Genomic DNA, 22,773 nt, shown 5'->3' on the forward strand with positions numbered 1-22,773 from the left:
CGTGAGCCCTCCTTCAGGCGACTAGCGGTTGCGACACGGTCGGCGCGTCGATCGACGCATCGGCCTCGACCTCATGCTCGACCGGACCATGCCGGATGGTGGCCAGGATCAACCGCACCTCGACGACGGCCAGCGCGCCATAGAGCAGGGTGAAGCCCGCAATGGTGGTGAGCAGCGCGGCCGGGGTCAGGCTGGACGAGGCCAGGAACGTGGGCAGCACGCCATCGATCGCCCAGGGCTGACGCCCCATCTCGGCGACCACCCAGCCCAGTTCGGTCGAGATCCAGGGCAACGGGATCGCGATCACCGCCAGCTTCAGGAACCAGCGCGCGTTCAGGTGCATCCGCAGCGAACAGAGCGCGAAGGCGATGGCGAACAAGGCGATCATCGCAAAGCCGATCGCGGCCATCACGCGGAAGGACCAGAACAGCAGCGGCACGCTGGGCACCGTATCCCAGGCAGCCTTCTCGACCTGCGCAGGCGTCGCCGCCGCCGGATCGGCGACATAGCGCTTGAGCAGCAGGGCATAGCCCATGTCGCGCTTGTGTGCCTCGAACGCGGCGCGCGCGGTCAGGTCGTTCGGATTGGCCTTCAGCGTCTGGACCGCGGCATAGGCGATCTGGCCCGAACCGATCCGCTCCTGCGCCTGGAGCACCAGTTCGGACATGCCGGTGACGGTGCCCGACAGGCTACGCGTCGCGATCAGCCCCAGCACCCAGGGCACCTTCACCTCATACCGGGTTTCGTGCGTCGCCATGCTCGGCACTCCGAAGATGGTCAGACCGGCAGGCGCGGGCGAGGTATGCCAGGCCGCCTCGATCGCGGCGAGCTTCATCTTCTGGTTGTCGGTCAGGGCATAGCCGCTCTCGTCGCCCAGCACGACGACCGACAGCGAGGAGGCAAGGCCGAACGCCGCCGCGACGGTCATCGACCGACGCGCCACCGGCACCCAACGCCCCTTCAACAGCCAGAAGGCCGAAACGCCCAACACCAGCACCGAGGCGATGACATAGCCCGCGCTCACCGTATGGACGAACTTGGCCTGCGCCACCGGGTTGAACAGCACCACGCTGAAGTCGCTGACCTCCATGCGCATGGTTTCGGGATTGAAGGTCGCCCCGACCGGATTCTGCATCCAGCCATTGGCGATCAGGATCCACAGCGCCGACAGGTTGGTGCCCAGCGCCACCATGAAGGTGACGATCAGATGCCCGAGCTTCGACAGGCGGTCCCAGCCGAAGAACATCAGGCCGACGAACGTCGCCTCCAGGAAGAAGGCCATCAGGCCCTCGATCGCCAGCGGCGCACCGAAGATGTCGCCCGCATAATGCGAGAAATAGGACCAGTTGGTTCCGAACTGGAACTCCATGGTCAGGCCGGTCGCGACGCCCAGCACGAAGTTGATGCCGAAAATCTTGCCCCAGAAGCGCGTCACCTGACGCCAGACCTGGCGGCCGGTCATCACATAGACCGACTCCATGATGAACAGCATGAAGCTGAGCCCCAGGGTCAGGGGCACGAACAGAAAGTGATACAGCGCGGTCAGCGCGAATTGCAGCCGCGACAGATCGATGACGGTCGGGTCCACGGGTGGGTCTCCTCCTTTCCCGCAGACAGATGCGGGCATGGGGCGACCTAATCGGCGGGGACGGGCGCAATCGATATACGGGAAGTCCCGTATTCGCCCCTAGGCCCCGGTTGCGTAGGCGAAATTTCATGACGACGATCGCTTCCCCGCACCGCTCGGCACCGTCCTCCGCCGGGCCCTCTGCCGGCGAGTCCCCGCTTGCGCGCCTGGCGGTCCGCGCGCGCGGGGCGGAGATGCTGCTGCTCGGCGACACCATCGCGGCGATCGGCTTTGCCGCCGGACTGGCGGGGGCCGTCGTGCATATCGGCACGTTGGCGGGCGTCGCCCCCTGGCTGCTGCTGGCCCTGGTCGCGGGCGCGACGCGCGCGGCCCTGGCGCTGATGCTCGCCGGGCGCGCGGCGGATGCGGGCCGCGCCACGACCCTGTCGGCGCGCCGCCTGGTCCTTGCCGCCGCCTTCGGCCAGATGCCGGGCGCCGGGCCGGGGCCGGCCGCGCTGGTCGGTGCGGCGGTGGATGAGGTGGACGCGCTGGACGGCTATGCCGCGCGTTTCCTGCCCGCCCGGCGCGCCGCCGCGATCGCGCCGATGATCGTGCTCGCCGCCATCGCGCTCGCCAGTCCGGTCAGCGCGGTGATCCTGCTCGTCACCCTGATCCCCTTCGTCGCGGCGATGATCCTGGCGGGCGGCGCGGCGGCGGATCGCTCGCGACGGCAATTCGCCGCGCTGTCGCGCCTGTCCTCGCTGTTCGCCGACCGGGTCCGGGCGTTGCCGGTCGTGCTCGCCTTTCGCGGCGAGGATCGCGAGGCGGCGCGGATCGGCCAGGCGGCCGAGGCGCTGGCGACGCGCACCATGGGGGTGTTGCGCATCGCCTTCCTCTCCTCGGGCGCGCTCGAATTCTTCGCCGCGCTGTCGGTGGCGCTGGTCGCGGTCTATTGCGGCTTTGCGCTGCTCGGCCTGTTGCCGTTCCCGGTGCCCGAAACGCTGACGCTGGGCCGCGCCTTTTTCGCGCTGGCGCTCGCCCCCGAATTCTATGCGCCGATGCGGCGGCTGGCGGCTGCCTATCACGAGCGGCAGGCGGCCGAGACCGCGGCGACGCGGCTCGCCCCGCTGGTCGATGCGACCGCCACCCCCGCGCTGCGCCCGCTGCACACGCCGCCGCATATCGTGTTCGACCATGTGACGATCCGCTATCCCGAGGGCGACCATGCGGCGGTCGCCGACCTCGCGCTGATGGTGCAGCCGGGCGAGACGCTGGCGCTGATCGGCCCGTCGGGCAGCGGCAAGACCAGCCTGCTCCACGCCCTGCTGGGCCTGGCGCCCGTGACGGCGGGCGCGATCCGGGTCGACGGGACGCCGCTGCCCTTCGGCGGCGGCGTATCGGCCGCCTGGGCCGGGCAGAACCCGTTGATCCTGCCGGGCACCATCGCGGAGGCGATCGGCCTGGGCGATCCCAACGCGGACCGCGCCCGCATCGAACAGGTCGCCGCATTGGCCGGGCTCGCGCCGATGCTGGCCCGCCGCGCCGAGGGGCTGGACGCGCCGCTCGATCCGCGCGGCGGCGGCCTGTCGGGCGGCGAGCGGCGGCGTATCGGCATCGCCCGCGCGCTGCTGAAGGACGCGCCGCTGCTGCTGCTCGACGAGCCGACCGCGCATCTCGACGCGGAGGCCGAGGCGGCGATGATCCAGGTCATCGCCCGCGCCTGTTCCGGGCGGACCGCGATCATCGCCACCCACTGCCCACGCCTGGCCGCGATGGCCGACCGGGTCGTCATTCTGGGAGGCCATGCATGACCCGCTTCGCCACCCTGCTGCGGCGCGAGATCCGGCGCGAACGAAAGATGCTCGGGCGCGCCGCCCTGCTCGCCGCCATCGTCACCGCCGCCACGGTGATCCTGCTGGGCCTGTCGGGCTGGTTCATCACCGCCGCCGGAGCGGCCGGGCTGGCCGGACCGCTGGTCGCCCGCGCGTTCAACTATATGCTGCCCAGCGCCACCATCCGGCTGCTCGCCATCCTGCGCACCGGCGCGCGCTATGGCGAGCGGCTGGCCAGCCATGCGGCGGCCTTCGCGATCCTCGCGCGCATCCGCCCCGCGCTGTACCGCGCGATCGCCGCCGCGCCCCCCGCCCGGTCGCTCGCGCTTACCTCGGGCGAGGCGAGCGCGCGGCTGGTGCAGGATGTCGCCGCGGTCGAAATGGCGATCGCCCGGCGCTCGACCTGGGCGGGCGCGATCGCCGCGGTGGCGAGCGGCGCCGCGCTCGGCGGGATGGCGAGCCCCGCCGCCGCGCTCGCCATCATCCTGCTGGCAAGTGCCACGCTGGCGGGTGGATTCCACCTGCTGGCCGGGCTGGCCGCGCCGGGCCGCGACGGACAGCGGCTGCAGGGCGAGTTGCGCGCGCTGCTGTCGATCCAGCTCGCCGCCGCGCCCGAGCTGCGCTGCTATGCAATGGAGCAGCAGGCCGGGGCCGCGATTCTCGCGATCGAAACAAGGCTGTCCGATGCCCGCCAACGGCAGGCGATGGTGGCGGGGCTGGTCGAGGGGCTGTCGGCCGCCGTGACCGCGTTGGCGGCGGTGGCGGCCTTTCTGTTCGCGCTGCCCTCTGGTGCCGCGCTCGCCGCGCTCGCTGCGCTGGCTGCCGCGACGACGGTCGATGGCCTTGCCCCACTGCTCCGCCACCGCGCGGCGCATGGCGCGACGCAGGAGGCCGAGGCGCGTCTGGCCGACCTGTTCGAGCAGGACGCCCCGCCCGCGCCCTGCCCGGTTTCGCCCGTACTAACCCTGCCCGGCATCGGCACGCTGCCGCCCGAAGGCGCGCGGATCGCGATCACCGGCGCATCGGGCACCGGCAAGACCAGCCTGGTCGAGGCGCTGGTCGGGCTGCGCACGGATCAGGGCAGCGGCTGGGCGATCGGCGGCGCGATGCTGGACACGCTGAACGCGGCGACGCTGCGCCCGCTATTCGCCTGGGCGCCGCAGGATGCCCAGTTGCTGGCGGGGACGGTGCGCGAAAATCTGCGCCTCGCCCGGCCCGATGCAACCGACGACGTCTTGTGGACCGCGCTGGACGATGCCGCGCTGGCCGAGGTCGTTCGCGCCCTGCCCCAGGGTCTGGACAGCTGGATCGGCGAGGATGGCGCGCGCCTGTCGGGCGGCGAGCGGCGGCGCCTGTCGCTGGCCCGCGCCTATCTGGCCGATGCGCCCTGGCTGCTGCTCGACGAACCGACCGAGGCGCTGGATGCAAAGACAGAGGAGCGCGTCCTCGCCCGGCTCGACGCGCGGCTGGCGCGCAGCCGACAGGGGCTGATCGTCGTATCGCATCGACCGGCGCTGCTGGCCTCCTGTCCCTGGCAATATGCCGTACGGGGCGACGCATCCCGCGCGCGGCGATCGGACAGGCATGTCAGCACGGCGGTCTGACGACCTGCCGCAGCCCGCACGGGCCACGCCCGCCGGTAGCGGCGATCCCGGATTGCTGCCGGGCCTGTCAATGTATCGAGGAAGATGGTGGAGCCGAGGGGGATCGAACCCCTGACCTTCGCAATGCCATTGCGACGCTCTCCCAGCTGAGCTACGGCCCCATCTCTTGGCGTGGAAACCCGGCGTAAGGCGGGGCTACCGATCATCCGGCGCGATTGGCTCAGCGCCCTATGTTCCGGCGGAATGGTGGAGCCGAGGGGGATCGAACCCCTGACCTTCGCAATGCCATTGCGACGCTCTCCCAGCTGAGCTACGGCCCCATTCCGCTGTGAAGGCAGCCCACTAGCGGGGCTACCGGGCCTCGGCAAGCACTTTTTTATCGGTGCCCGCCAAGACCCTTCAGAGGATCAATGTTCGTCTTCTTCGCTGGACGTTTCGACGCCCAGATCGTCGTCGCCGCCCAGATCGACTTCATCATCGGCCGAAGGCTCTTCGTCCTCACCGGTGATGTCCAGATCCTCGTCGTCGCCACCGACCAGATCGCTATCGGCTTCCTTGTTGTCGGCCTTGGCCTGCTCGAACGGCAGGGGCTGCTTCGACTTCAGAATGGGCTCGGGCTCCCACTGCGTCCCGCAATTGATGCAGGTGACGGGATCGTCCTTCTCGAGGTCGTAAAAGCGCGTCGCGCATTTCGGGCACGTACGCTTCGTGCCCCATTCCGGCTTGATCATGCCGTTCATCACCTTTCGGATTGGGTTTTCCGCCGGAGCGAAAAGTGGGCGCGCCTTGCCACAGCGCAAGCCCCCTGTCAAAAGCCCCGGCCATCATGGCGCATCCCCTCCCCCAGCCTCGCACTGTCCGAGCCGCCGCCGCGCTTCGCGGCACCATCACCGTCCCGGGCGACAAATCGATCAGCCATCGTTCGCTGATGCTCTCCGCCCTCGCGGTCGGTGAAAGCCGGGTCGAAGGGCTGCTGGAGGGCGAGGACGTGCTCGCCACCGCTAGCGCGATGCGCGCGATGGGGGCCGACATCATCCGGCAGGATGACGGGGTGTGGGTGATCCACGGCGTCGGCGTCGGCGGGCTGCTCCAGCCCGAAACCGCGCTCGACATGGGCAATTCGGGCACCTCGACGCGCCTTCTGATGGGGCTGGTCGCCAGCCACCCGATCACCGCGACCTTCATCGGCGACGCCTCCTTGTCCAAGCGCCCGATGGGCCGCGTCATCGAACCACTGTCACAGATGGGCGCGCAGTTCCAGGATACGCCGGGCGGCCGCCTGCCGCTGATGGTGCGCGGCCTCAGCCCGGCGGTGCCGATCCGCTACACCCTGCCCGTCGCCTCGGCACAGGTGAAGTCGGCGATCCTGCTGGCGGGTCTCAACACGCCGGGCGAGACGACCGTGATCGAGCCGATCGCGACCCGCGACCATAGCGAGCGGATGCTGGCGGGCTTCGGCGCAGACCTGACCGTCACCCCCTCGCCCGAGGGACGGATCATCACGATTCGCGGGGAAGCCGAGTTGAAGCCCCAGGCCATCGTCGTGCCGGGCGACCCCTCGTCGGCGGCCTTCTGGCTGGTTGCGGGCTCGATCGTGCCGGGTGCCGACCTGACGATCACCAATGTCGGCATGAATCCGACGCGGACGGGCATCATCGCCGCGCTCAAGATGATGGGCGCCGATATCACCGAACAGGACGCCCGCATCGTCGGGGGCGAGCCGGTCGCCGATCTGCGCGTGCGCCATGCGCCCCTTTCGGCGATCGAGGTGCCGCCCGACCTGACGCCCAGCATGATCGACGAATATCCCGTGCTGTTCGTGGCCGCGGCCTTCGCCACCGGCACCACCATCGCGCGCGGCGCGGAAGAACTGCGCGTCAAGGAATCGGACCGCATCACCGCGATGGCGAACGCGCTGGGCGCTTGCGGCGTGGCCTGTCGGGAATATGAGGACGGCATGGCGGTGACCGGAACCGGCGGCGCGCCCATATCCGGCGGCGCGACGATCGCCACCCTGCTCGACCACCGCATCGCGATGAGCATGACCATCGCCGCCCTGAACGCGCGCGATCCGATCACGCTGGACGATGCCGCGCCGGTCGCGACCAGCTATCCGGTCTTCTTCGATACGCTGGAAAAGCTCGGGGCGCTGGCATGATCATCGCGGTCGACGGCCCGGCGGCGAGCGGCAAGGGCACGATCGCCCGCGCGCTGGCCCGCCATTACGGGTTGCCGCATCTCGACACGGGCCTGCTCTATCGCGCGGTCGCCGCAACGGTGCGGCAGATGCACCTCGACCCGACACGCGAAGCCGATGCGGTCGCCGCCTGCGGCTTCGATGACAGCCTGCTCGCCGATCCGGCGCTGCGCGACGACGAAACGGGCAAGCTCGCCTCCGTCGTATCCGCGCACCCGCTGGTCCGCGCGGCGCTGCTCCAGCGGCAGAAGCGCTTCGCCAACCAGCCGGGCGGCGCGATTCTGGACGGGCGCGATATCGGCACGGTGATCGCCCCCGACGCCGATGCCAAGCTGTTCGTGAAGGCCAGCCCACAGGTGCGCGCCCGGCGACGGCATAGCGAACTGGCGGCGCATGGCGCGACCGTGACCTTCGAACAGGTGCTGGCCGATATCCGCGCCCGCGACGAACGCGACAGCGGACGCGCCACCGCCCCCCTGACCCAGGCGGCGGATGCGGCGGCGCTGGACACATCGACCCTGACCATCGAAGCGGCGGTGGCCCGCGCGATCCAGTTCGTCGACGCGCAGGTGGCGGCCAGGGCACGCTGACGCGATCCCCCCGCCATAGCCGCCGCGGCGGGAACGCCCCTTTCCTTGCGCAAAAGCGCCTTTTGCGCTATGGTGGCCCGGCTCGCGGACCCTGTTCCGCGGAGAGGCTGGCGCGTGGCCAAGTGTCCCGCGCCCTTTCCGCATTTCTCGCGGACCGCCGCTTTTCCGTGATTCAGACATATCTTCGGGTCTGGTGGCGTCGGCATGGGGTCGGCGCGGCCATCGGCGAAGGTCGGGCGAATTGCCTGACCGGAGGCGAAAAACTCTCAGGAACCTAACCCTTTTATGGCAACCAACCCCCAGCCCACGCGCGACGATTTCGCGGCGATGCTCGATGACATGTTCGGCGGTGCCGACAGCTTCGAGGGTCGCGTCGTGCATGGCACCGTCACCGCGATCGAAAACGACATGGCCGTCATCGATGTCGGCCTGAAGTCGGAAGGCCGTGTGCCCCTCCGCGAATTCGCTGCCCCCGGCCAGAAGGCCGACCTGAAGGTCGGTGACGAGGTCGAGGTCTATGTCGACCGCGTCGAGAACATGCACGGCGAAGCGATGCTCAGCCGCGACCGCGCGCGCCGCGAGGCCGCCTGGGACAAGCTGGAGCTGGAATTCTCGAAGTCGGCGCGCGTCGAAGGCGTGATCTTCGGCCGGGTCAAGGGCGGCTTCACTGTCGACCTAAACGGCGCCGTGGCGTTCCTGCCCGGCTCGCAGGTGGACATTCGTCCGGTCCGCGACGTCACCCCGCTGATGGACATCCCGCAGCCGTTCCAGATCCTGAAGATGGACCGCAAGCGCGGCAACATCGTCGTGTCGCGTCGCGCCGTCCTGGAAGAGACCCGCGCCGAACAGCGTTCGGGCCTGATCCAGAGCCTGGCCGAGGGTCAGATCATCGACGGCGTCGTCAAGAACATCACCGACTATGGTGCGTTCGTCGACCTGGGCGGCATCGACGGCCTGCTGCACGTCACCGACCTGTCGTACAAGCGCGTCAATCATCCCTCGGAGATGATCGCGATCGGCGACACCGTGAAGGTGCAGATCATCCGCATCAACAAGGACACGCAGCGCATCTCGCTCGGCATGAAGCAGCTCGAGAGCGATCCGTGGGATGGCGCGGGTGCCAAGTACCCGGTCGGCGCGAAGCTGTCGGGCCGCGTCACGAACATCACCGAATATGGTGCGTTCGTCGAGCTGGAGCCGGGCATCGAAGGCCTGGTCCACGTGTCGGAAATGTCCTGGACCAAGAAGAACGTCCATCCGGGCAAGATCGTGTCGACCTCGCAGGAAGTCGATGTGGTTGTTCTCGAAGTCGATCAGGAAAAGCGTCGCATCAGCCTCGGCCTCAAGCAGGCGCAGGCCAATCCGTGGGAAGCGTTCGCCGCGGCCCATCCGATCGGTTCGACCGTCGAGGGCGAAGTCAAGAACGCGACCGAGTTCGGCCTGTTCATCGGCCTGGACAACGATGTCGACGGCATGGTCCACATGTCGGACATCGCCTGGGGCGTGTCGGGTGAGGATGCCCTCAACCTGCACCGCAAGGGCGAAGTCGTTCAGGCCGTGGTCCTGGACATCGACCCCGAGAAGGAGCGCATCTCGCTCGGCATGAAGCAGCTCGAGCGCGGCGGCCCCGTCGCCGGCGGCGTGGCTGCGGCTGGCGATCGCCTGAACAAGAACCAGGTCGTCACCGTGACCGTCCTCGAAGTCCGCGACGCGGGCCTCGAAGTCCAGGCGGGCGACGATGGGGCGACCGGCTTCATCAAGCGCACCGATCTGGGTCGCGACCGTGACGAGCAGCGCCCCGAGCGCTTCCAGGTCGGCCAGAAGTTCGACGCGATGGTCACCGGCTTCGATCGTTCGAAGAAGCCGACCTTCTCGGTCAAGGCGATGCAGATCGCCGAAGAGAAGCAGGCTGTGGCACAGTATGGCTCGTCCGATTCGGGCGCGTCGCTGGGCGACATTCTGGGCGAAGCGCTGAAGGCGCGCGGCCAGAAGTAAGTCGTGAAGGAACCGGGACATGTCCAGAACATGTCCCGGTTCTGAATGCTGCATAGAACGAAACGCCTTTCGGCAGCGAGAAACACAGGTTAAGACGGATCTGTCTGTAGCTTGGGACTAGACGATGATCCGTTCGGAACTGGTGCAAAAAATCGGTCAGCATAATCCGGGCCTGAATCCCCGCGAAGTCGAACTGATCGTGACCATTTTCTTCGACGAAATCACCAAGCGACTGGCCGATGACGGCCGGGTCGAGTTGCGCGGCTTTGGCGCCTTCTCCACCCGCGCGCGCGATGCCCGGACGGGCCGCAACCCGCGCACCGGCGAGACGGTCGATGTGTCGGCCAAGCGCGTTCCCTATTTCAAGCCCGGCAAGGAAATGCGCGCCCGCCTGAACGTCGAAGGCGCCTGAGCCTCCCCCCAAGACCTTTGCCGGCGCATCCAAGCGGCGATACCGATAGCCGATGGACCGCTCGCCCCTTGACCTGGCGAACGACCTCGTCTCTTCCTGTGTCCGTGCGCGGACGTGGCGAAACCGGTAGACGCTGCCGACTTAAAATCGGCTTCCTATGGAGTGCGGGTTCGAGTCCCGCCGTCCGCACCATGGTGCTCGCGACCGCCCTGCTCGCCGCTTCGGGGTGCGAGCGACGGCCCGACAAGGGACCGGTGATCGTCAGCGCGGTCCAGTCCGATCATCCCACACGCGCCGCCGATTCATCGCCTGCGCCGCCGATCATCGACCCGGCCATCCCCCAACGCCTGATGCGGGATTCGCTGGCACAGGGGCTGGTCCGTTTCGATGCCAGCGGCCAGATCGAGCCCGGACTGGCCGAACGCTGGATCGTCATCGATGGCGGCGGCAGCTATATCTTCCGCCTGCGCCAGGCCAACTGGACCGATGGCTCGGCCGTGACCGCCGAACAGGTCGTACCGATCCTGCGCCGCCTGATCCGCCCGCAATCGGGCAATCCGCTCGCCCCCTTTCTCACCGCGATCGACGAAATCGTGGTGATGACGCCGCAGGTGATCGAGGTCCGGCTGTCGCGCACCCGCCCCGACCTGTTGAAGCTCTTTGCCCAGCCCGAAATGGCGATCATCGATCGGACGCGGCATGGCACGGGGCCGTTCCGCATCGTCCGGTCCGGTCCTCCCCCGCTGCTGCGCCCGGTTCCGGACCCACAGCGCGCCGACCCCGACGAACAGGCGATCCCCGCGCCCGAAGACGATGTCCGCCTCATCAGCGAGCGTCCCGCGCGCGCGTTGCTCCGCTTCGCCCGCGGCGAGTCGGACCTGATGCTCGGCGGCCGGTTCGAGACCTGGCCGCTGCTCGATCAGGTGCGGGTTGCCCCGGCGGCGCTGCGGATCGATCCGGCGGCGGGCCTGTTCGGACTGGCGATCACGCGACGCGAGGGATTCCTGGCCGACGCCGCCAATCGGCAGGCACTGTCCTCGGCGTTCGACCGGGCGGCGCTGCTCGGTGCGATCGCGCCCAACTGGGATGCGACCGATCGCCTGTTGCCCGACACGCTCGATTCGGACGCGCCGCCGCAAATTCCCGGCTGGGCGCTGCTGACCCTGGCGGAGCGGCGCGCGGCGGCGCGCGTGCGCGTGGCGGCGTTCGGCCAACCAATCCGGTTGCGCGTCGCGCTTCCACCCGGGCCCGGCGCCAATCTTCTCTATGGACAGATCGGCGCGGCGCTTGCGTCCATCGGCATCCAGCCCGAACGCGTCACGATCGATGCGCCCGCCGACCTGACGCTAGTCGATGCCGTTGCCCCCTTCGACAGCGCGCGCTGGTATCTCGCCGCCGCCTGCGCGCCCTGCGGCCCGGCCGCGCAGGCGGCGGTCGAACAAGCGCGTCTCGCCCCGAATGCGGCGGCGCGCAGCGCGGCGATCGCCGCCGCCGATGCCGCATTGAATACCGACACGCCCTATATCCCGCTGGCCCGACCGCTGCGCTGGTCGCTGGTGTCCAACCGGCTGCGCCAGTTCCAGACCAATATGCGCGCCTGGCATCCATTGAACAGGCTGCGCGCCGATCCCAATTGAGGGCTATGGCAAACACATTCCGCATGGACCCGTCGCGGTTCGACGCCCTGCCGCTGGACCGAGGCATCGCCGCCAGTCGCCAGCGGATCGAGGCGATGGAGAAGCTGCTCGAACGCGTGGTGGTCCTGCCCGGGATCAACCGCCCGATCGGGCTGGACGTGGTGCTGGGGCTGGTCCCGGTCATCGGCGATATCGCCGCCGCCGCCCTGGGCAGCTACATCATCTGGGAAGCGCGCAATCTGGGCCTGTCCAGGTTCCAGATGCTGCGGATGATGGGCAATGTCGGATTCGACGCGGTGCTGGGCTTCGTGCCACTGGTCGGCGATGCGGCGGACCTGCTCTTCCGGTCGAACACCCGCAACCTGCGGATCATCCGCAAGCATCTCGACCGGCACCATCCCTCGAGCGTGGTGGTCGAGGGATAGCGCCGCCGATCAGCGTGCGTCGCGCCAGATCCTGATCGGCGCGCCGGGCTGCAACCCGCCCTGATGCGCCGGGCAGCGTGTATAACGGAACGCCTTGTTGAGGCAGATCCAGATTTCGTCCAGCCAGCCCTCGCGCGTGGCGGTGACGCGCATCATGTCGGCCGTCAGCCCGTGATTGGCCCCCGCCACCGCACCGGCGACATCGCCCGCGGTCAGGCCCTCGCGCCGTGACAGCGCCGCCATGTCGGGGAAACGCAGCGTGTAATACAGCCGGTTCGACTGCTGGAAATAGCGCGCCGGGCTGTACCCGGTCATGCAGGTGCCGTGCTTGGCCCATTCATGCTGCATCAACTGGGCCGAGGGCGTCGCGCAGATATGGCGGCGCACCACCGCCTGCGGCAGGATCGCGGTGGGCTTGCAATATTGCGGCCAGTCCTTCTCCACGCCGTCGGGCCACAGGCCGTGCAGCGTGAAGCCGAAGCGATTCTTGCCGCCGCACTGGAAGCCGTCGCCGTCCCGCGCGTCGCGGCAATGCTGCGGGCTCCAGGTGATGGCCAGCGTATAGCTGCCGATCGGCAGGACGCGCGTCGGCTGGCTGGCGCTGGGCAGGTCGGGGCGAAGGCGCGGGATGGCGCCGGGCGCGGTGCATTGCAGCGTCTGCGCCCCCGCCAGTTGCGGCACGGCCAGCATCGCCAGCCCGATCAGCATCGTCTTCATGCGTCCAGTTCCTCCGCCATCGCCCGGTACCAGGCCAGCGCGTTGGGACGCAGCAGCATCACCAGCGCGACCAGCGACGCCGCCGCCTGCACCGCGGTCAACACGCCGAACAATCCTTCCGCCACCGCGCCGACCGACACCTGATACAGAAAGCCGATCAGGTTGAGCGCGGTCATCACGATCAGCAACCCAAGCCCGATCCGGCTGCCCAGCCGCGTGACCAGCAGGGTCGACACCAGGAACAGCGCGATCAGCAGGCCGTTCGCGAACAGCGCGATTCCCACCCCGGCCTGCGCCACGGTGTCGGCCCAGCCCAGCGCGCCCAGCACGACCAGCAGGATGATGGCGAACAGCGACAGCCGCTCGCCCAGGATCACCGATTTCGGTCGCATCGCGCCTTATCCCTCTTTCCCAAGCCGCCGACCGTTCAGGCCGTGGCGAAATCCAGGCCGATATCGGCGGCGGGTGCGGACTGGGTCAAGCGGCCAACGCTGACAAAGGTGACGCCCGATCCTGCAATGGCACGGATCGTGTCCAGCCGGACGCCGCCCGACGCCTCGGTCGGCACGCGCCCCGCGACGATCGCCACGCCCTCCGCCAGTTGCGCCGGGGTCATGTTGTCGAGCAGCAGATGGGTCGCCCCTGCCGCCAGCGCCGGTTCGATCTGGTCGAGCCGGTCGACCTCGACGATGATCCGCGCGATGCCCGCCGCGCGCGCCGCCGCCACCGCCGGAGTGATCCCGCCCGCGACCGCGACGTGATTGTCCTTGATCATCGCCGCATCCCACAGGCCCATGCGATGATTCTGCGCGCCGCCCATGCAGGTGGCGTATTTCTCCAGCCGCCGCAGCCCCGGAATGGTCTTGCGCGTGTCGAGCAGCGTCGCGCCCGTCCCCGCGATCGCCGCGACATAGGCGGCGGTCATGGTCGCGATGCCCGACAGATGCTGCACGGTGTTCAGCGCTGAACGCTCGGCGGTCAGCAGCGCGCGTGCGCGCCCCGACAGGCGCAGCAATTCGGTGCCCGGCGGCACCGCGCAGCCGTCCTCGACCAGCCGCTCGATCGCGACATCGGGATCGAGCTTTCGGAAGAACGCCTCGGCGATGGGCAGGCCCGCGACGGTGATCGCATCGCGGCTGGCCATGGTGCCGACGAAACGCGCCTCGGCCGGGATCACGGCGGCGGAGGTGATATCCCCGCCCTCCCCCATATCCTCGGCCAGGGTCGCGGTGACGAAGCGCGCCAGATCAAAGCCGTCCAGGTCGAACGCGGCGGTCATCCCGCGCGAACCGGGCCCAGATCGCCCTGCCCGACCGTGCCCCTGGCCAGGTCGAGCATCGCGTCCAGGCTCTTCTTGGCCTGAAGGCGCAGGCCCTCCTCGATCTCGATCCGCGGCGTCAGGTCGCGCAGCGCAAGATAGAGTTTCTCCATCGTGTTCAGCGCCATGTACGGGCAGATATTGCAGTTGCAATTGCCGTCCGCCCCCGGCGCGCCGATGAAGGTCTTGCCCGGCATCGCCTTTTCCATCTGGTGGATGATGTGCGGCTCGGTCGCGACGATCAGCGTGTCGCCGGGAATCCTCTGCGCGAATTCCAGGATGCCGCGCGTCGAGCCGACATAGTCGGCATGGTCCAGGATCACCGCCGGGCATTCGGGATGCGCGGCGATCGGCGCGTCGGGATGTTGGGCCCGCAGCTTGAGCAATTCGGTCTCGCTAAAGGCCTCATGCACGATGCACACGCCCGGCCAGAGCAGCATCTCGCGCCCCGTCTTGCGCGCCAGATAGCCGCCGAGATTGCGGTCGGGGCCGAAGATGATCTTCTGCGCCGGGTCGATCTGCGCCAGGATCTGCTCGGCCGACGACGAGGTCACGATGATGTCGGACAGCGCCTTCACCTCGGTCGAGCAGTTGATATAGGTCAGCGCGATGTGATCGGGATGCTGGGCGCGGAACTCGGCGAACTGTTCGGGCGGGCAGCTGTCTTCCAGGCTGCACCCGGCGGCCATGTCGGGCAGGACGACGATCTTGTCGGGCGACAGGATCTTGGCCGTATCCGCCATGAAGCGCACCCCGCAAAAGGCGATGACGTCGGCGTCGGTCGCCTGCGCCTTGCGGCTGAGGTCCAGGCTGTCGCCGACGAAATCGGCCAGATCCTGAATCTCGGGCTTCTGGTAATAATGGGCGAGGATGACGGCATTGCGCTCCTTGCGGAGGCGATCGATCTCGGCGCGCAGGTCGAGGCCCGTCAGATTCGTCTGGATGGTCATGTCGCTTTCCCTAGGCGTTGTGCGCGACGCGGACAATCATCGACCGTTCGGCCCCGCGGAGTCATGGCGTGTTGCCCAGCACCTCTTCGATCGTCCGGGTCGTATCCCAATGTTCGTCATTCTGCGCCTCGTCGGCGAAACGGACGCGGACATTCGCCTCCACTCCGGCCGCGCGCAACGGCATGGCGAAACTACGCTCGACCGCGCGGCGGGTCGCATCGCGCGCCAGCCGCATCGGCGCGGGACCGCGCGCCTGGCGCAGCAATTCCGCCTGCCCCGCCGTCCGGTTGGCGGCATCCAGCCGCTGCTCGGCGTCGGTAAAGGTCGTCAGCACGCCGCCCGAGCCATATTCCCGAATTGCGGCCATATCGACCTGCGGCCCGTCAATCTCGACCGGGGGCAAGGTGATCGACAGGATATGGTCATGGCCATCCCAGCGCACGTCACGCTGGCGCAGCTTGCCCAGATCGACCTCGTACCGGACCATGCCCGGCATGATGAGCGTCCGCTCGGTCGAAAAGCCGAGCTGCGACTGGCGCGAGGTGACGACCGCGACATAGCGCGCGGCAAAGGCCGACAGCCGGTTCTGTTCGCGTAGCCCCTCCAGGCTGGCGCGCGCGATCGTCGTGGGATCCGGGGTCAGCCGGTCGGCGATGTAGCGCTGCACGCCCCACACCGCGATCAGCGCGGCCAGCACGATCAGGATCAGCACGCCCGCCGTCGTGGCGAGGATTCGGCCGATATCGCCGCCGCGCCGCCGGGAGTCGGGGGTTACGCCGCGCTCGTCCATGCCGCTCCTTCCTCGCGCACCAGCCCGCGCGTCCGCAGGTCATAAAGATGCGCCAGCACCGATCGTTCCGCCGCCGGTATCAATCCGGGGGCAAGGCCGCCATACATCTGCGCGGTCATCGCGCCGATCGGCAGGATGTCGCCCCCCGCCAGCAGCCGCAGGATCTGCCCCTCGCGCTGCTTACGATGGCCCAGCATCCCGCGCACCAGCCGCTGCGGATTGTCGACCGCCTCGCCATGGCCGGGATAATAGACGCGGTCGTCGCGGCCCATCAGCTTGTCCAGGCTGGCCATATAGGCCGCCATGTCGCCATCGGGGGGCGATACGATGCTGGTCGACCAGCCCATCACATGATCGCCCGAGAAGAGCACCCCGGTCTCGGCCAGGGCGAAGGCCAGGTGGTTGGAAGTGTGCCCCGGCGTCGCCACCGCCGTCAGCGTCCACCCTTCGCCCGCCACCGATTCGCCATCGGCCAGCACCTGGTCGGGCGCATAGTCGCGGTCGAAGGCGGCATCGGCGCGCCCGTCCGCATGGTCCACCGCGAAGGGCGCCGCACCGACGATCGGCGCGCCGGTCATCCGGGCCAGCGGGCGGCTGGCCGGGCTGTGGTCGCGGTGATGATGGGTGATGAGGATCGCGCGCACCGGCCGATCGCCGATCGCGCGCGACAGCGCCGCCAGATGCTCGCGGCTGTCCGGTCCCGGATCGATGATCGCCACGTCCCGCTCCCCGACGACATAGCTCTGCGTCCCGGTGAAGGTGAAGGGCGAGGGATTGGGCGCCAGAACGCGGGTGACCAGCGGCTCTAGCAGGATCGGAATGCCGGTCGGATGCTCAGCCATGGCCATCATGTGGGCGCTGGATCCGGCAGAGGCAAGCCCCGTGGGGAGTCCGGCCGCTCCCTGCGCGCAAGGCCCTGTACGCAAAGCCCTGCGCGAGCCCCCGAAAAAGACCCCGGCTTTCGCCGGGGCTTCAGTTGGGGGTTATGACATCAGTCGCCTTGCGACCGGGCCATCTCGTTGCGCACCTGCACCATGGCTTCATCGAGCCCGGCGAGCGCGCTTTTGCGGGCATCCTCGGACAGGTTGCGTTCCCGCAGGATCGAGCGGCGCGCGCTGGCGATACTGCCCAGCGCGAACGCCATATTCTGTTTCGCCATGCGCTCCGCCATCGCGGCCGAACGCTCCGCCATTGCGGCCGAGCCGGCGGCCATACGCTCCGCCATCGCGGCCGAACGCCCCGCCTCCTCCGCCGCGCGCTGGATGCGATCGGTGCAGATGATGGTGACCTTCTGCCCCTTGCTCTCCTGCTCGATCGTGTAGCTGGTTCGCCGGTCGCCATCCGACGTCCCGCAAGCCTGCGAACGCACCGGGGGAATGGCGAAGCCCTGCACCGGCCCAACCCCGTCCGCGATGGCAATCCGCATCGGCTTGCCGTCGGGCATCGTCACGATGTCCATCCGAGGCGGGCGCGGCGCGTCAGGAGCCTGTGCGGCCCCCGGTGCCCGTGGCGCGCGCGGCACCACGACCGTGCGCACCGAAACCGGGGTGACCGATGGCGCGGGCGTGGCGGGCGGTTCTGGCGTATCGGGCGCTGGCGGCGGCACGCTCGGTAGCGGCAGCACCGGAGCCGTGCTCGTCAGGTCCACCCCCATGGTGCGCTCGACCTTTCGGGTCAGCGCCGCCGCCGCCGATGTGCCCGAGGCCGTCATGCCCAGCCCCGCCAGCACCAGCAGCGATACCGTCGCGCCGCCAAAGGCGCGCTGGCGCGGCGAGGCCGGCGACGTCGTCAGCATCTTCAGGCGTCCTTTCAGATCGTCGATGGTGTGGAGATGACAGGCGCTGGACAGCGCGCGGCCATGGGCGGCCTTCACAATGGCACAGGCATAGACATGGCGGTCGGCGCGGCTCCGCCCGGCCAGCACGCGGGCGTCATTGGCCAGTTCCTGATCGGCCCGAAAGGCGTGAAATGCCCGCCACGCGAGCGGATTGAACCAGTGGAGCGCCAGCACCGCGAGCGCGATCCAGTTGGCGAGCAGATCGCCGCGCGCATGATGACCCAGCTCATGCGCCAGCGCGAGGTCGCGCTCGTCGGCATCATAGCGTTCGGCGAAATCGGGCGGGAAGGCGACGTAGCGCCGCCACACGCCAAAGGCGAGCGGCCCCGGTGCGACCGCGCTGGACACCACCTGCACCCCCTCCACCGATTGGAGCGGCTGCGCCTCGGCCAGCAAACGCTGCCGGAAGCGCCAGTGACGGATCAATTGAAAAGCCAGGAACGCCGTGGCTCCCAAGGCCCAGAGCAGGGCGATGCCCTGTCCCAGCGTCGGCAGGGCATTCGCCTCGGCCAGCGGGGTGGGCAGGCGGGTGGCGACCGGCACCATGACATATTCGGCAAAGCGCTCGCTGGCGGCGGCGAGCGGCGGGGTCGCCTGTTCGGACACCATCCTCGGCAGCGGCGGCAGGATCAGGCGCAGCAATGGCAGCGCCCACAGCGCATAGGCCAGTTGCGGCCCGAAGGCACGGCGGACATGGGGCCGGAGCAACAGCACCAGCGCCATCAGCAGGCCGGAGGCGATCAACGCCTCCACCGCCCAGCCCAGCATGGCCGCGGTCATGCCTTCAGATCCTTCAGCAGCGCCTCGATCTCGGCAATATCCTGCGCGGTCAGTTCGTCGCGCTCGGCCAGATGCGCGACCAGCGGCGCGAAGCGGCCCCCGAACAGCCGGTCGATCAGGCGACGCGATTCGCCCGCGACATAATCCTCGCGCGCGACCAGCGGGCGGTAGAGATAGCGCCGCCCCTGCTCCTCATGCGCGATGGCTTCCTTGGCGAGCAAACGGCCGAGCAGCGTCTTGACGGTGTTGGTGCTCCAGCCGCGATCGGGATCGACCCGCTCGGCCACATCCTGCGCGGTCAGCGGGGCCTCGTCCCACAAGACCTCCATCACGGCATGTTCGGCATCGCTGATACGCTCGGCCATCGATTCGCCCTCTCCCTGACTACACCTGTAATCTTCCACCGATTACAAGCGTAGTCAATGCCATTTACTCTGTCGTTCGGTGCGAGGAACGCATCAAAAAAGAAGGGGGCCGGATCGAAACCCGGCCCCCTTGCCTACGCAATAGGATCGCAACCGACCGATCAGGCGTTCTTCACGCCCTGGACCAGGTCGGCCAGTTCGCCGCTCTCGTACATCTCCATCATGATGTCCGATCCGCCGACGAATTCGCCCTTCACATAGAGCTGCGGGATGGTCGGCCAGTCCGAATAGGCCTTGATGCCCTGGCGGATGCCCTGATCCTGCAACACATCGACACTCTCGAACGGAACGTCCAGATGGTTGAGGATCGCCACCGCGCGGCTGGAGAATCCGCATTGCGGGAAGAGCGGCGTGCCCTTCATGAACAGCAGGACGGCATTGTCCTTCACCAGCGCATCGATCCGCGCATTCACGTCGTCGGTCATCTCGGTCGTCCTCAGGAAAGGGTGGAAGCAGGCGATTCCGCAACCGCGGGAACCGCCGTCGTGAGTTGCAGCGCGTGAAGCTCGCCCCCCATGCGGCCACCCAGCGCGGCATAGACCGCGCGGGTACGCGCCACGCGGTTCATGCCCGCAAAGCTGGCGGCGGTGACATGCGCGGCATAATGATCGCCGTCCCCGGCCAGATCGGTGATCTCGACCTGGGCGTCGGGAATGGCGGCGCGGATCAGCGCGGCGATATCGTCGGCGGTCATCGGCATGGTCAGCGGCTTTCCATCAACTGGCGGCGCGCCTCGACCTGCTGCTCGCCGAGCGCGCGACGGACCTCGGCCTCGTCGACATCGATCCCGGCGGCGGTCAGGTCGCCCAGCAGCTTGCGGATCACATCCTCGTCACCCGCTTCCTCGAAATCGGCCTGCACCACCGCCTTGGCATAGGCATCGGTTTCGGCCGGGGTCAGCTTCATCCGCGCCGCAGCCCATTGCGCGACCAGCCGATTGCGCCGCGCGGTGATGCGGAAGACCATATCCTGGTCGGCCACGAACCTGGCCTCCAGACCGCGCCTGCGTTCGTCAAAACTGTCCATCGATCCGCCATCCCCAAGCCCGCGCACGGGCATCCACTCTCTAGAAACAGGCCGTTGAAATAGGGAGGCCCGGCCCAACACGCAACCAAGGGCAGGACAGGCCGGACCTGGCGGCGGCGCCCTCCCCTCCTCCGGCGCCACCGGATGCGATCACAGCGCGGATTGCAAGGGAACGCCGGCCCGCCCGGTGCGTAGGAACCATGCGGACAGCCGGGATGAAACAGCCCGGCGCCGCCCGACATAAGGAGAGAGAAATGCATGACACCCAACGCCCGCCGCCCATGACCGGCTTCGTCAACGGCGTGATCGGATCGATAGCGCTCTGGGCGCTGATCGGTGGCATCGTCTTCGTCGCCAGTTGATCGACCAGCGCGGGATCAGGAGGGCGATGCGCCATCGCCCCTCCGGCCTGTCCGAACGCCGTTCAGGCGGTCGCCGTCGCGTCCAGCCGCTGTCGCCCCGCGATCCAGGGCCGTTGCTGCGCCATGTCGCCCTCGAACGTGCCGATCGCCTCATCCCGCGCCAGCGTCAGGCCGATTTCGTCCAGCCCCTTCATCAGGCATTCGCGCCGGAACGGATCGAGCGTGAAGACGAAGCGATCCTGAAACGGCGTCGTCACCGTCATCGTCTCAAGGTCGACCGTCACCGGCTCATCCCGCGCCACCTCGATCAGGCGGTCGATCGCCTCCTGCGGCAGGACGACGGGCACGATGCCGTTCTTGAAGGCGTTGCCCGAGAAGATGTCCGAAAAGCTGGGCGCGATGACCGCGCGGATGCCCATATCGGCCAGCGCCCAGGCCGCGTGTTCCCGGCTGGACCCGCACCCGAAATTGTCGCCCGCGATCAGGATCGGCGCGCCCGCATAGCGCGGATCGTCGAAGATATTGCCGGGCTGCGCCCGAACCGTCTCGAACGCGCCGCGCCCCAGCCCCGCCCGTGTGATCGTCTTGAGCCAATGCGCCGGGATGATGACATCCGTGTCGATATTCTTGGCACCCCATGGATAGGCGGTGCCCGACACGCTCGAAACCGGGTCCATTCAGTCGTCCTGTCGTTGGGCGAGGCGCGTCAGCGCCGCTGTTCGGTCATGGCCGGACGCGTGGCGACCCCGGCGGCATAGGCCGCCGCGCCGCACAGAACCGCCCCGGTCACCAGCATTACGAGTACGTGCTTCATGATGCCGTCACCTCCCTGTTTTCCTCATGGTCTTGACGACCCATCAACTCTCTAACATCGGCGAGGCGTCCGGTCACGGCCGCCGCCGCCGCCATGGCGGGCGACACCAGATGGGTGCGGGCGCCCGGCCCCTGCCGTCCAACGAAATTGCGGTTGGAGGTGGAAGCGCAACGCTCACCCGCCGGCACCTTGTCCGGGTTCATCGCCAGGCACATCGAGCATCCCGGCTCGCGCCATTCGAACCCGGCCTGGACGAAGACGCGGTCCAGCCCCTCGGCCTCAGCCTGCCGCTTGACCAGGCCGGAGCCGGGCACGACCAGCGCGCGAACGCCATCGGCGACCTTGCGATCGCGCGCCACGGCGGCGGCGGCGCGCAGATCCTCGATCCGGCTGTTGGTGCAACTGCCGATGAAGACGTGCTGGATCGCCACATCCTGCATCGCGGTGCCCGGGGTCAGGCCCATATAATCGAGCGACTTGTGCGCCGCCGCCCGCTTGGACGGCTCCTCGAAGCTGTCGGGATCCGGCACCACCCCGGTGATCGGCACCACATCCTCGGGGCTCGTCCCCCAGGTCAGGTTGGGTGCGATATCGGCGGCGTCGAGCGTGACCACCTTGTCATAGACCGCCCCCGGATCGCTGGGCAGCGTCCGCCACCAGGCGACGGCCTTCTCCCATGCGTCGCCCTGCGGCGCCATGGGGCGGCCCTTCAGATAGGCGAAGGTCGTCTCGTCCGGCGCGATCAGGCCCGCGCGCGCGCCACCCTCGATCGACATGTTGGCGATCGTCAGGCGTCCCTCTACCGACAGGTGGCGAATGACGCTGCCGGTGAATTCGATGACATGGCCGGTGCCGCCCGCCGCGCCGATCCTGCCGATGATCGCCAGCACCACGTCCTTGGCCGACACGCCATAGCCCAATGTGCCGTCGACGCGGACCTCCATCGTCCTCGACGGCGAGAGCAACAGCGTCTGGGTCGCCAGCACATGCTCGACCTCCGACGTGCCGATGCCGAAGGCCAGCGCGCCGAGCGCACCATGCGCCGAGGTATGGCTGTCGCCGCAGACCAGCGTCGTGCCCGGCAGGGTGAAACCCTGTTCCGGCCCGACGACATGGACGATGCCCTGTTCGGCCGCCGTCGCATCGATATAGTCGACCCCGAACTCGGCGGTGTTCCGACGCAGCGCGTCGAGCTGCTGCGCGCTCTCGGGATCGGCGATGGGCAACAGCCGCCCGGCCGCGTCGACCCGCGCCGTCGTCGGCAGATTGTGATCGGGCACCGCCAGCGTCAGCTCGGGGCGACGCACCCTGCGCCCGCTGGCACGAAGCCCCTCAAAGGCCTGCGGACTGGTCACCTCATGAACGAGATGACGGTCGATATAGATGAGGCAGGTGCCATCGGGCCGCCGTTCGACAACGTGCGCGGCCCAGATCTTCTCGTACAGAGTCTGGGGTCGTTGGGCCATGATGACCGCGCTGTTAGACGAAAACATGC

The 22,773-nt window shown here is 68.6% G+C and carries 23 protein-coding genes and 3 tRNA genes; 9 read left to right on the plus strand and 17 right to left on the minus strand.

Features of this window, described 5'->3' with window-relative positions; translation table 11 throughout:
* Positions 1-13: 13 nt before the first annotated feature.
* A complete protein-coding gene (locus RN629_RS09660; protein ID WP_407035043.1) occupies positions 14-1,588 on the minus strand; it encodes a cytochrome ubiquinol oxidase subunit I in 1,575 nt (524 codons plus the stop codon).
* A gap of 128 nt (positions 1,589-1,716) precedes the next feature.
* On the opposite strand from RN629_RS09660, the gene cydD reads away from it, so the two are divergent.
* Positions 1,717-3,378 carry a thiol reductant ABC exporter subunit CydD gene (cydD, locus tag RN629_RS09665; protein ID WP_407035044.1) on the plus strand — a complete coding sequence of 554 codons (1,662 nt, stop codon included), beginning with the start codon at positions 1,717-1,719 and terminating at the stop codon, positions 3,376-3,378.
* Positions 3,375-5,003 carry an amino acid ABC transporter ATP-binding/permease protein gene (locus RN629_RS09670; protein WP_407035045.1) on the plus strand — a complete coding sequence of 543 codons (1,629 nt, stop codon included), beginning with the start codon at positions 3,375-3,377 and terminating at the stop codon, positions 5,001-5,003. Before cydD ends, RN629_RS09670 begins: the two co-directional genes overlap by 4 nt.
* An 85-nt stretch (positions 5,004-5,088) precedes the next feature.
* Here the strand turns inward: RN629_RS09670 and RN629_RS09675 are convergent.
* From RN629_RS09675 to RN629_RS09685, 3 genes are all read right to left on the minus strand, one after another.
* A tRNA-Ala gene (locus RN629_RS09675) sits at positions 5,089-5,164 on the minus strand.
* Positions 5,165-5,247: 83 nt separating this feature from the next.
* Positions 5,248-5,323 (minus strand) — tRNA-Ala (locus tag RN629_RS09680).
* A gap of 87 nt (positions 5,324-5,410) precedes the next feature.
* Entirely contained in the window at positions 5,411-5,734 is a 324-nt protein-coding gene (locus tag RN629_RS09685; protein ID WP_407035106.1) for a TIGR02300 family protein, read from the minus strand.
* Positions 5,735-5,829: 95 nt separating this feature from the next.
* On the opposite strand from RN629_RS09685, the gene aroA reads away from it, so the two are divergent.
* The 7 genes from aroA (at position 5,830) to RN629_RS09720 (ending at position 12,259) form a co-directional block, all read left to right on the plus strand.
* Positions 5,830-7,161, plus strand: coding sequence for a 3-phosphoshikimate 1-carboxyvinyltransferase (aroA, locus tag RN629_RS09690; protein WP_407035046.1), 1,332 nt, complete (start codon positions 5,830-5,832; stop codon positions 7,159-7,161).
* Entirely contained in the window at positions 7,158-7,790 is a 633-nt protein-coding gene (cmk, locus tag RN629_RS09695) for a (d)CMP kinase (protein ID WP_407035047.1), read from the plus strand. Before aroA ends, cmk begins: the two co-directional genes overlap by 4 nt.
* 285 nt (positions 7,791-8,075) lie before the next feature.
* Positions 8,076-9,785, plus strand: a complete 1,710-nt coding sequence (rpsA, locus tag RN629_RS09700) for a 30S ribosomal protein S1 (protein ID WP_230483974.1) — start codon at positions 8,076-8,078, stop codon at positions 9,783-9,785.
* A gap of 124 nt (positions 9,786-9,909) precedes the next feature.
* On the plus strand, positions 9,910-10,197 hold the full coding sequence (locus RN629_RS09705; RefSeq protein WP_407035048.1) for an integration host factor subunit beta: 288 nt from the start codon (positions 9,910-9,912) through the stop codon (positions 10,195-10,197).
* A gap of 108 nt (positions 10,198-10,305) precedes the next feature.
* Positions 10,306-10,389, plus strand: a tRNA-Leu gene (locus RN629_RS09710).
* Positions 10,389-11,834 (plus strand): ABC transporter substrate-binding protein, encoded by a 1,446-nt coding sequence (locus tag RN629_RS09715; protein WP_407035049.1) that lies wholly within the window; start codon positions 10,389-10,391, stop codon positions 11,832-11,834. The genes RN629_RS09710 and RN629_RS09715 overlap by 1 nt, the downstream gene beginning before the upstream one ends.
* 5 nt (positions 11,835-11,839) lie before the next feature.
* A complete protein-coding gene (locus tag RN629_RS09720) occupies positions 11,840-12,259 on the plus strand; it encodes a DUF4112 domain-containing protein (RefSeq protein WP_407035050.1) in 420 nt (139 codons plus the stop codon).
* A 9-nt stretch (positions 12,260-12,268) separates the two neighbouring features.
* On the opposite strand, the gene RN629_RS09725 is transcribed toward RN629_RS09720, so the two are convergent.
* The 13 genes from RN629_RS09725 to leuC form a co-directional block, all read right to left on the minus strand.
* Positions 12,269-12,976 (minus strand): ribonuclease T2 family protein, encoded by a 708-nt coding sequence (locus tag RN629_RS09725; RefSeq protein WP_407035051.1) that lies wholly within the window; start codon positions 12,974-12,976, stop codon positions 12,269-12,271.
* Positions 12,973-13,368: a hypothetical protein gene (locus RN629_RS09730; RefSeq protein WP_407035052.1), complete on the minus strand. Its 396-nt coding sequence runs from the start codon at positions 13,366-13,368 to the stop codon at positions 12,973-12,975. Before RN629_RS09730 ends, RN629_RS09725 begins: the two co-directional genes overlap by 4 nt.
* Positions 13,369-13,403: 35 nt before the next feature.
* Positions 13,404-14,255 carry a carboxylating nicotinate-nucleotide diphosphorylase gene (gene nadC / locus RN629_RS09735; RefSeq protein ID WP_407035053.1) on the minus strand — a complete coding sequence of 284 codons (852 nt, stop codon included), beginning with the start codon at positions 14,253-14,255 and terminating at the stop codon, positions 13,404-13,406.
* The gene (gene nadA / locus RN629_RS09740) at positions 14,252-15,244 is read right to left on the minus strand and encodes a quinolinate synthase NadA (protein ID WP_407035054.1); all 993 of its coding nucleotides are present in this window, start codon (positions 15,242-15,244) and stop codon (positions 14,252-14,254) included. Before nadA ends, nadC begins: the two co-directional genes overlap by 4 nt.
* Before the next feature lie 61 nt (positions 15,245-15,305).
* The gene (locus RN629_RS09745; protein WP_407035055.1) at positions 15,306-16,034 is read right to left on the minus strand and encodes a DUF4230 domain-containing protein; all 729 of its coding nucleotides are present in this window, start codon (positions 16,032-16,034) and stop codon (positions 15,306-15,308) included.
* The gene (locus RN629_RS09750) at positions 16,016-16,876 is read right to left on the minus strand and encodes an MBL fold metallo-hydrolase (RefSeq protein ID WP_407035056.1); all 861 of its coding nucleotides are present in this window, start codon (positions 16,874-16,876) and stop codon (positions 16,016-16,018) included. Before RN629_RS09750 ends, RN629_RS09745 begins: the two co-directional genes overlap by 19 nt.
* A gap of 149 nt (positions 16,877-17,025) precedes the next feature.
* Positions 17,026-18,651 (minus strand): M56 family metallopeptidase, encoded by a 1,626-nt coding sequence (locus RN629_RS09755; RefSeq protein ID WP_407035057.1) that lies wholly within the window; start codon positions 18,649-18,651, stop codon positions 17,026-17,028.
* Complete coding sequence (locus RN629_RS09760) at positions 18,648-19,016, minus strand: BlaI/MecI/CopY family transcriptional regulator (RefSeq protein ID WP_407035058.1); 369 nt, start codon at positions 19,014-19,016, stop codon at positions 18,648-18,650. The genes RN629_RS09755 and RN629_RS09760 overlap by 4 nt, the downstream gene beginning before the upstream one ends.
* A 161-nt stretch (positions 19,017-19,177) precedes the next feature.
* Positions 19,178-19,501, minus strand: coding sequence for a Grx4 family monothiol glutaredoxin (gene grxD, locus RN629_RS09765; RefSeq protein WP_407035059.1), 324 nt, complete (start codon positions 19,499-19,501; stop codon positions 19,178-19,180).
* 11 nt (positions 19,502-19,512) lie between these two features.
* Positions 19,513-19,776: a BolA/IbaG family iron-sulfur metabolism protein gene (locus RN629_RS09770; RefSeq protein ID WP_407035060.1), complete on the minus strand. Its 264-nt coding sequence runs from the start codon at positions 19,774-19,776 to the stop codon at positions 19,513-19,515.
* 2 nt (positions 19,777-19,778) lie between these two features.
* Complete coding sequence (locus RN629_RS09775; RefSeq protein WP_407035061.1) at positions 19,779-20,102, minus strand: DUF1476 domain-containing protein; 324 nt, start codon at positions 20,100-20,102, stop codon at positions 19,779-19,781.
* 424 nt (positions 20,103-20,526) lie between these two features.
* Positions 20,527-21,141: a 3-isopropylmalate dehydratase small subunit gene (gene leuD / locus RN629_RS09780; RefSeq protein ID WP_407035062.1), complete on the minus strand. Its 615-nt coding sequence runs from the start codon at positions 21,139-21,141 to the stop codon at positions 20,527-20,529.
* A gap of 133 nt (positions 21,142-21,274) precedes the next feature.
* Positions 21,275-22,744 carry a 3-isopropylmalate dehydratase large subunit gene (gene leuC, locus RN629_RS09785; RefSeq protein WP_407035063.1) on the minus strand — a complete coding sequence of 490 codons (1,470 nt, stop codon included), beginning with the start codon at positions 22,742-22,744 and terminating at the stop codon, positions 21,275-21,277.
* Positions 22,745-22,773 lie beyond the last annotated feature (29 nt).

Origin of the sequence: Facivitalis istanbulensis, assembly GCF_040560405.1 — a bacterium.
Lineage (GTDB): Bacteria > Pseudomonadota > Alphaproteobacteria > Sphingomonadales > Sphingomonadaceae > Sphingomonas > Sphingomonas istanbulensis.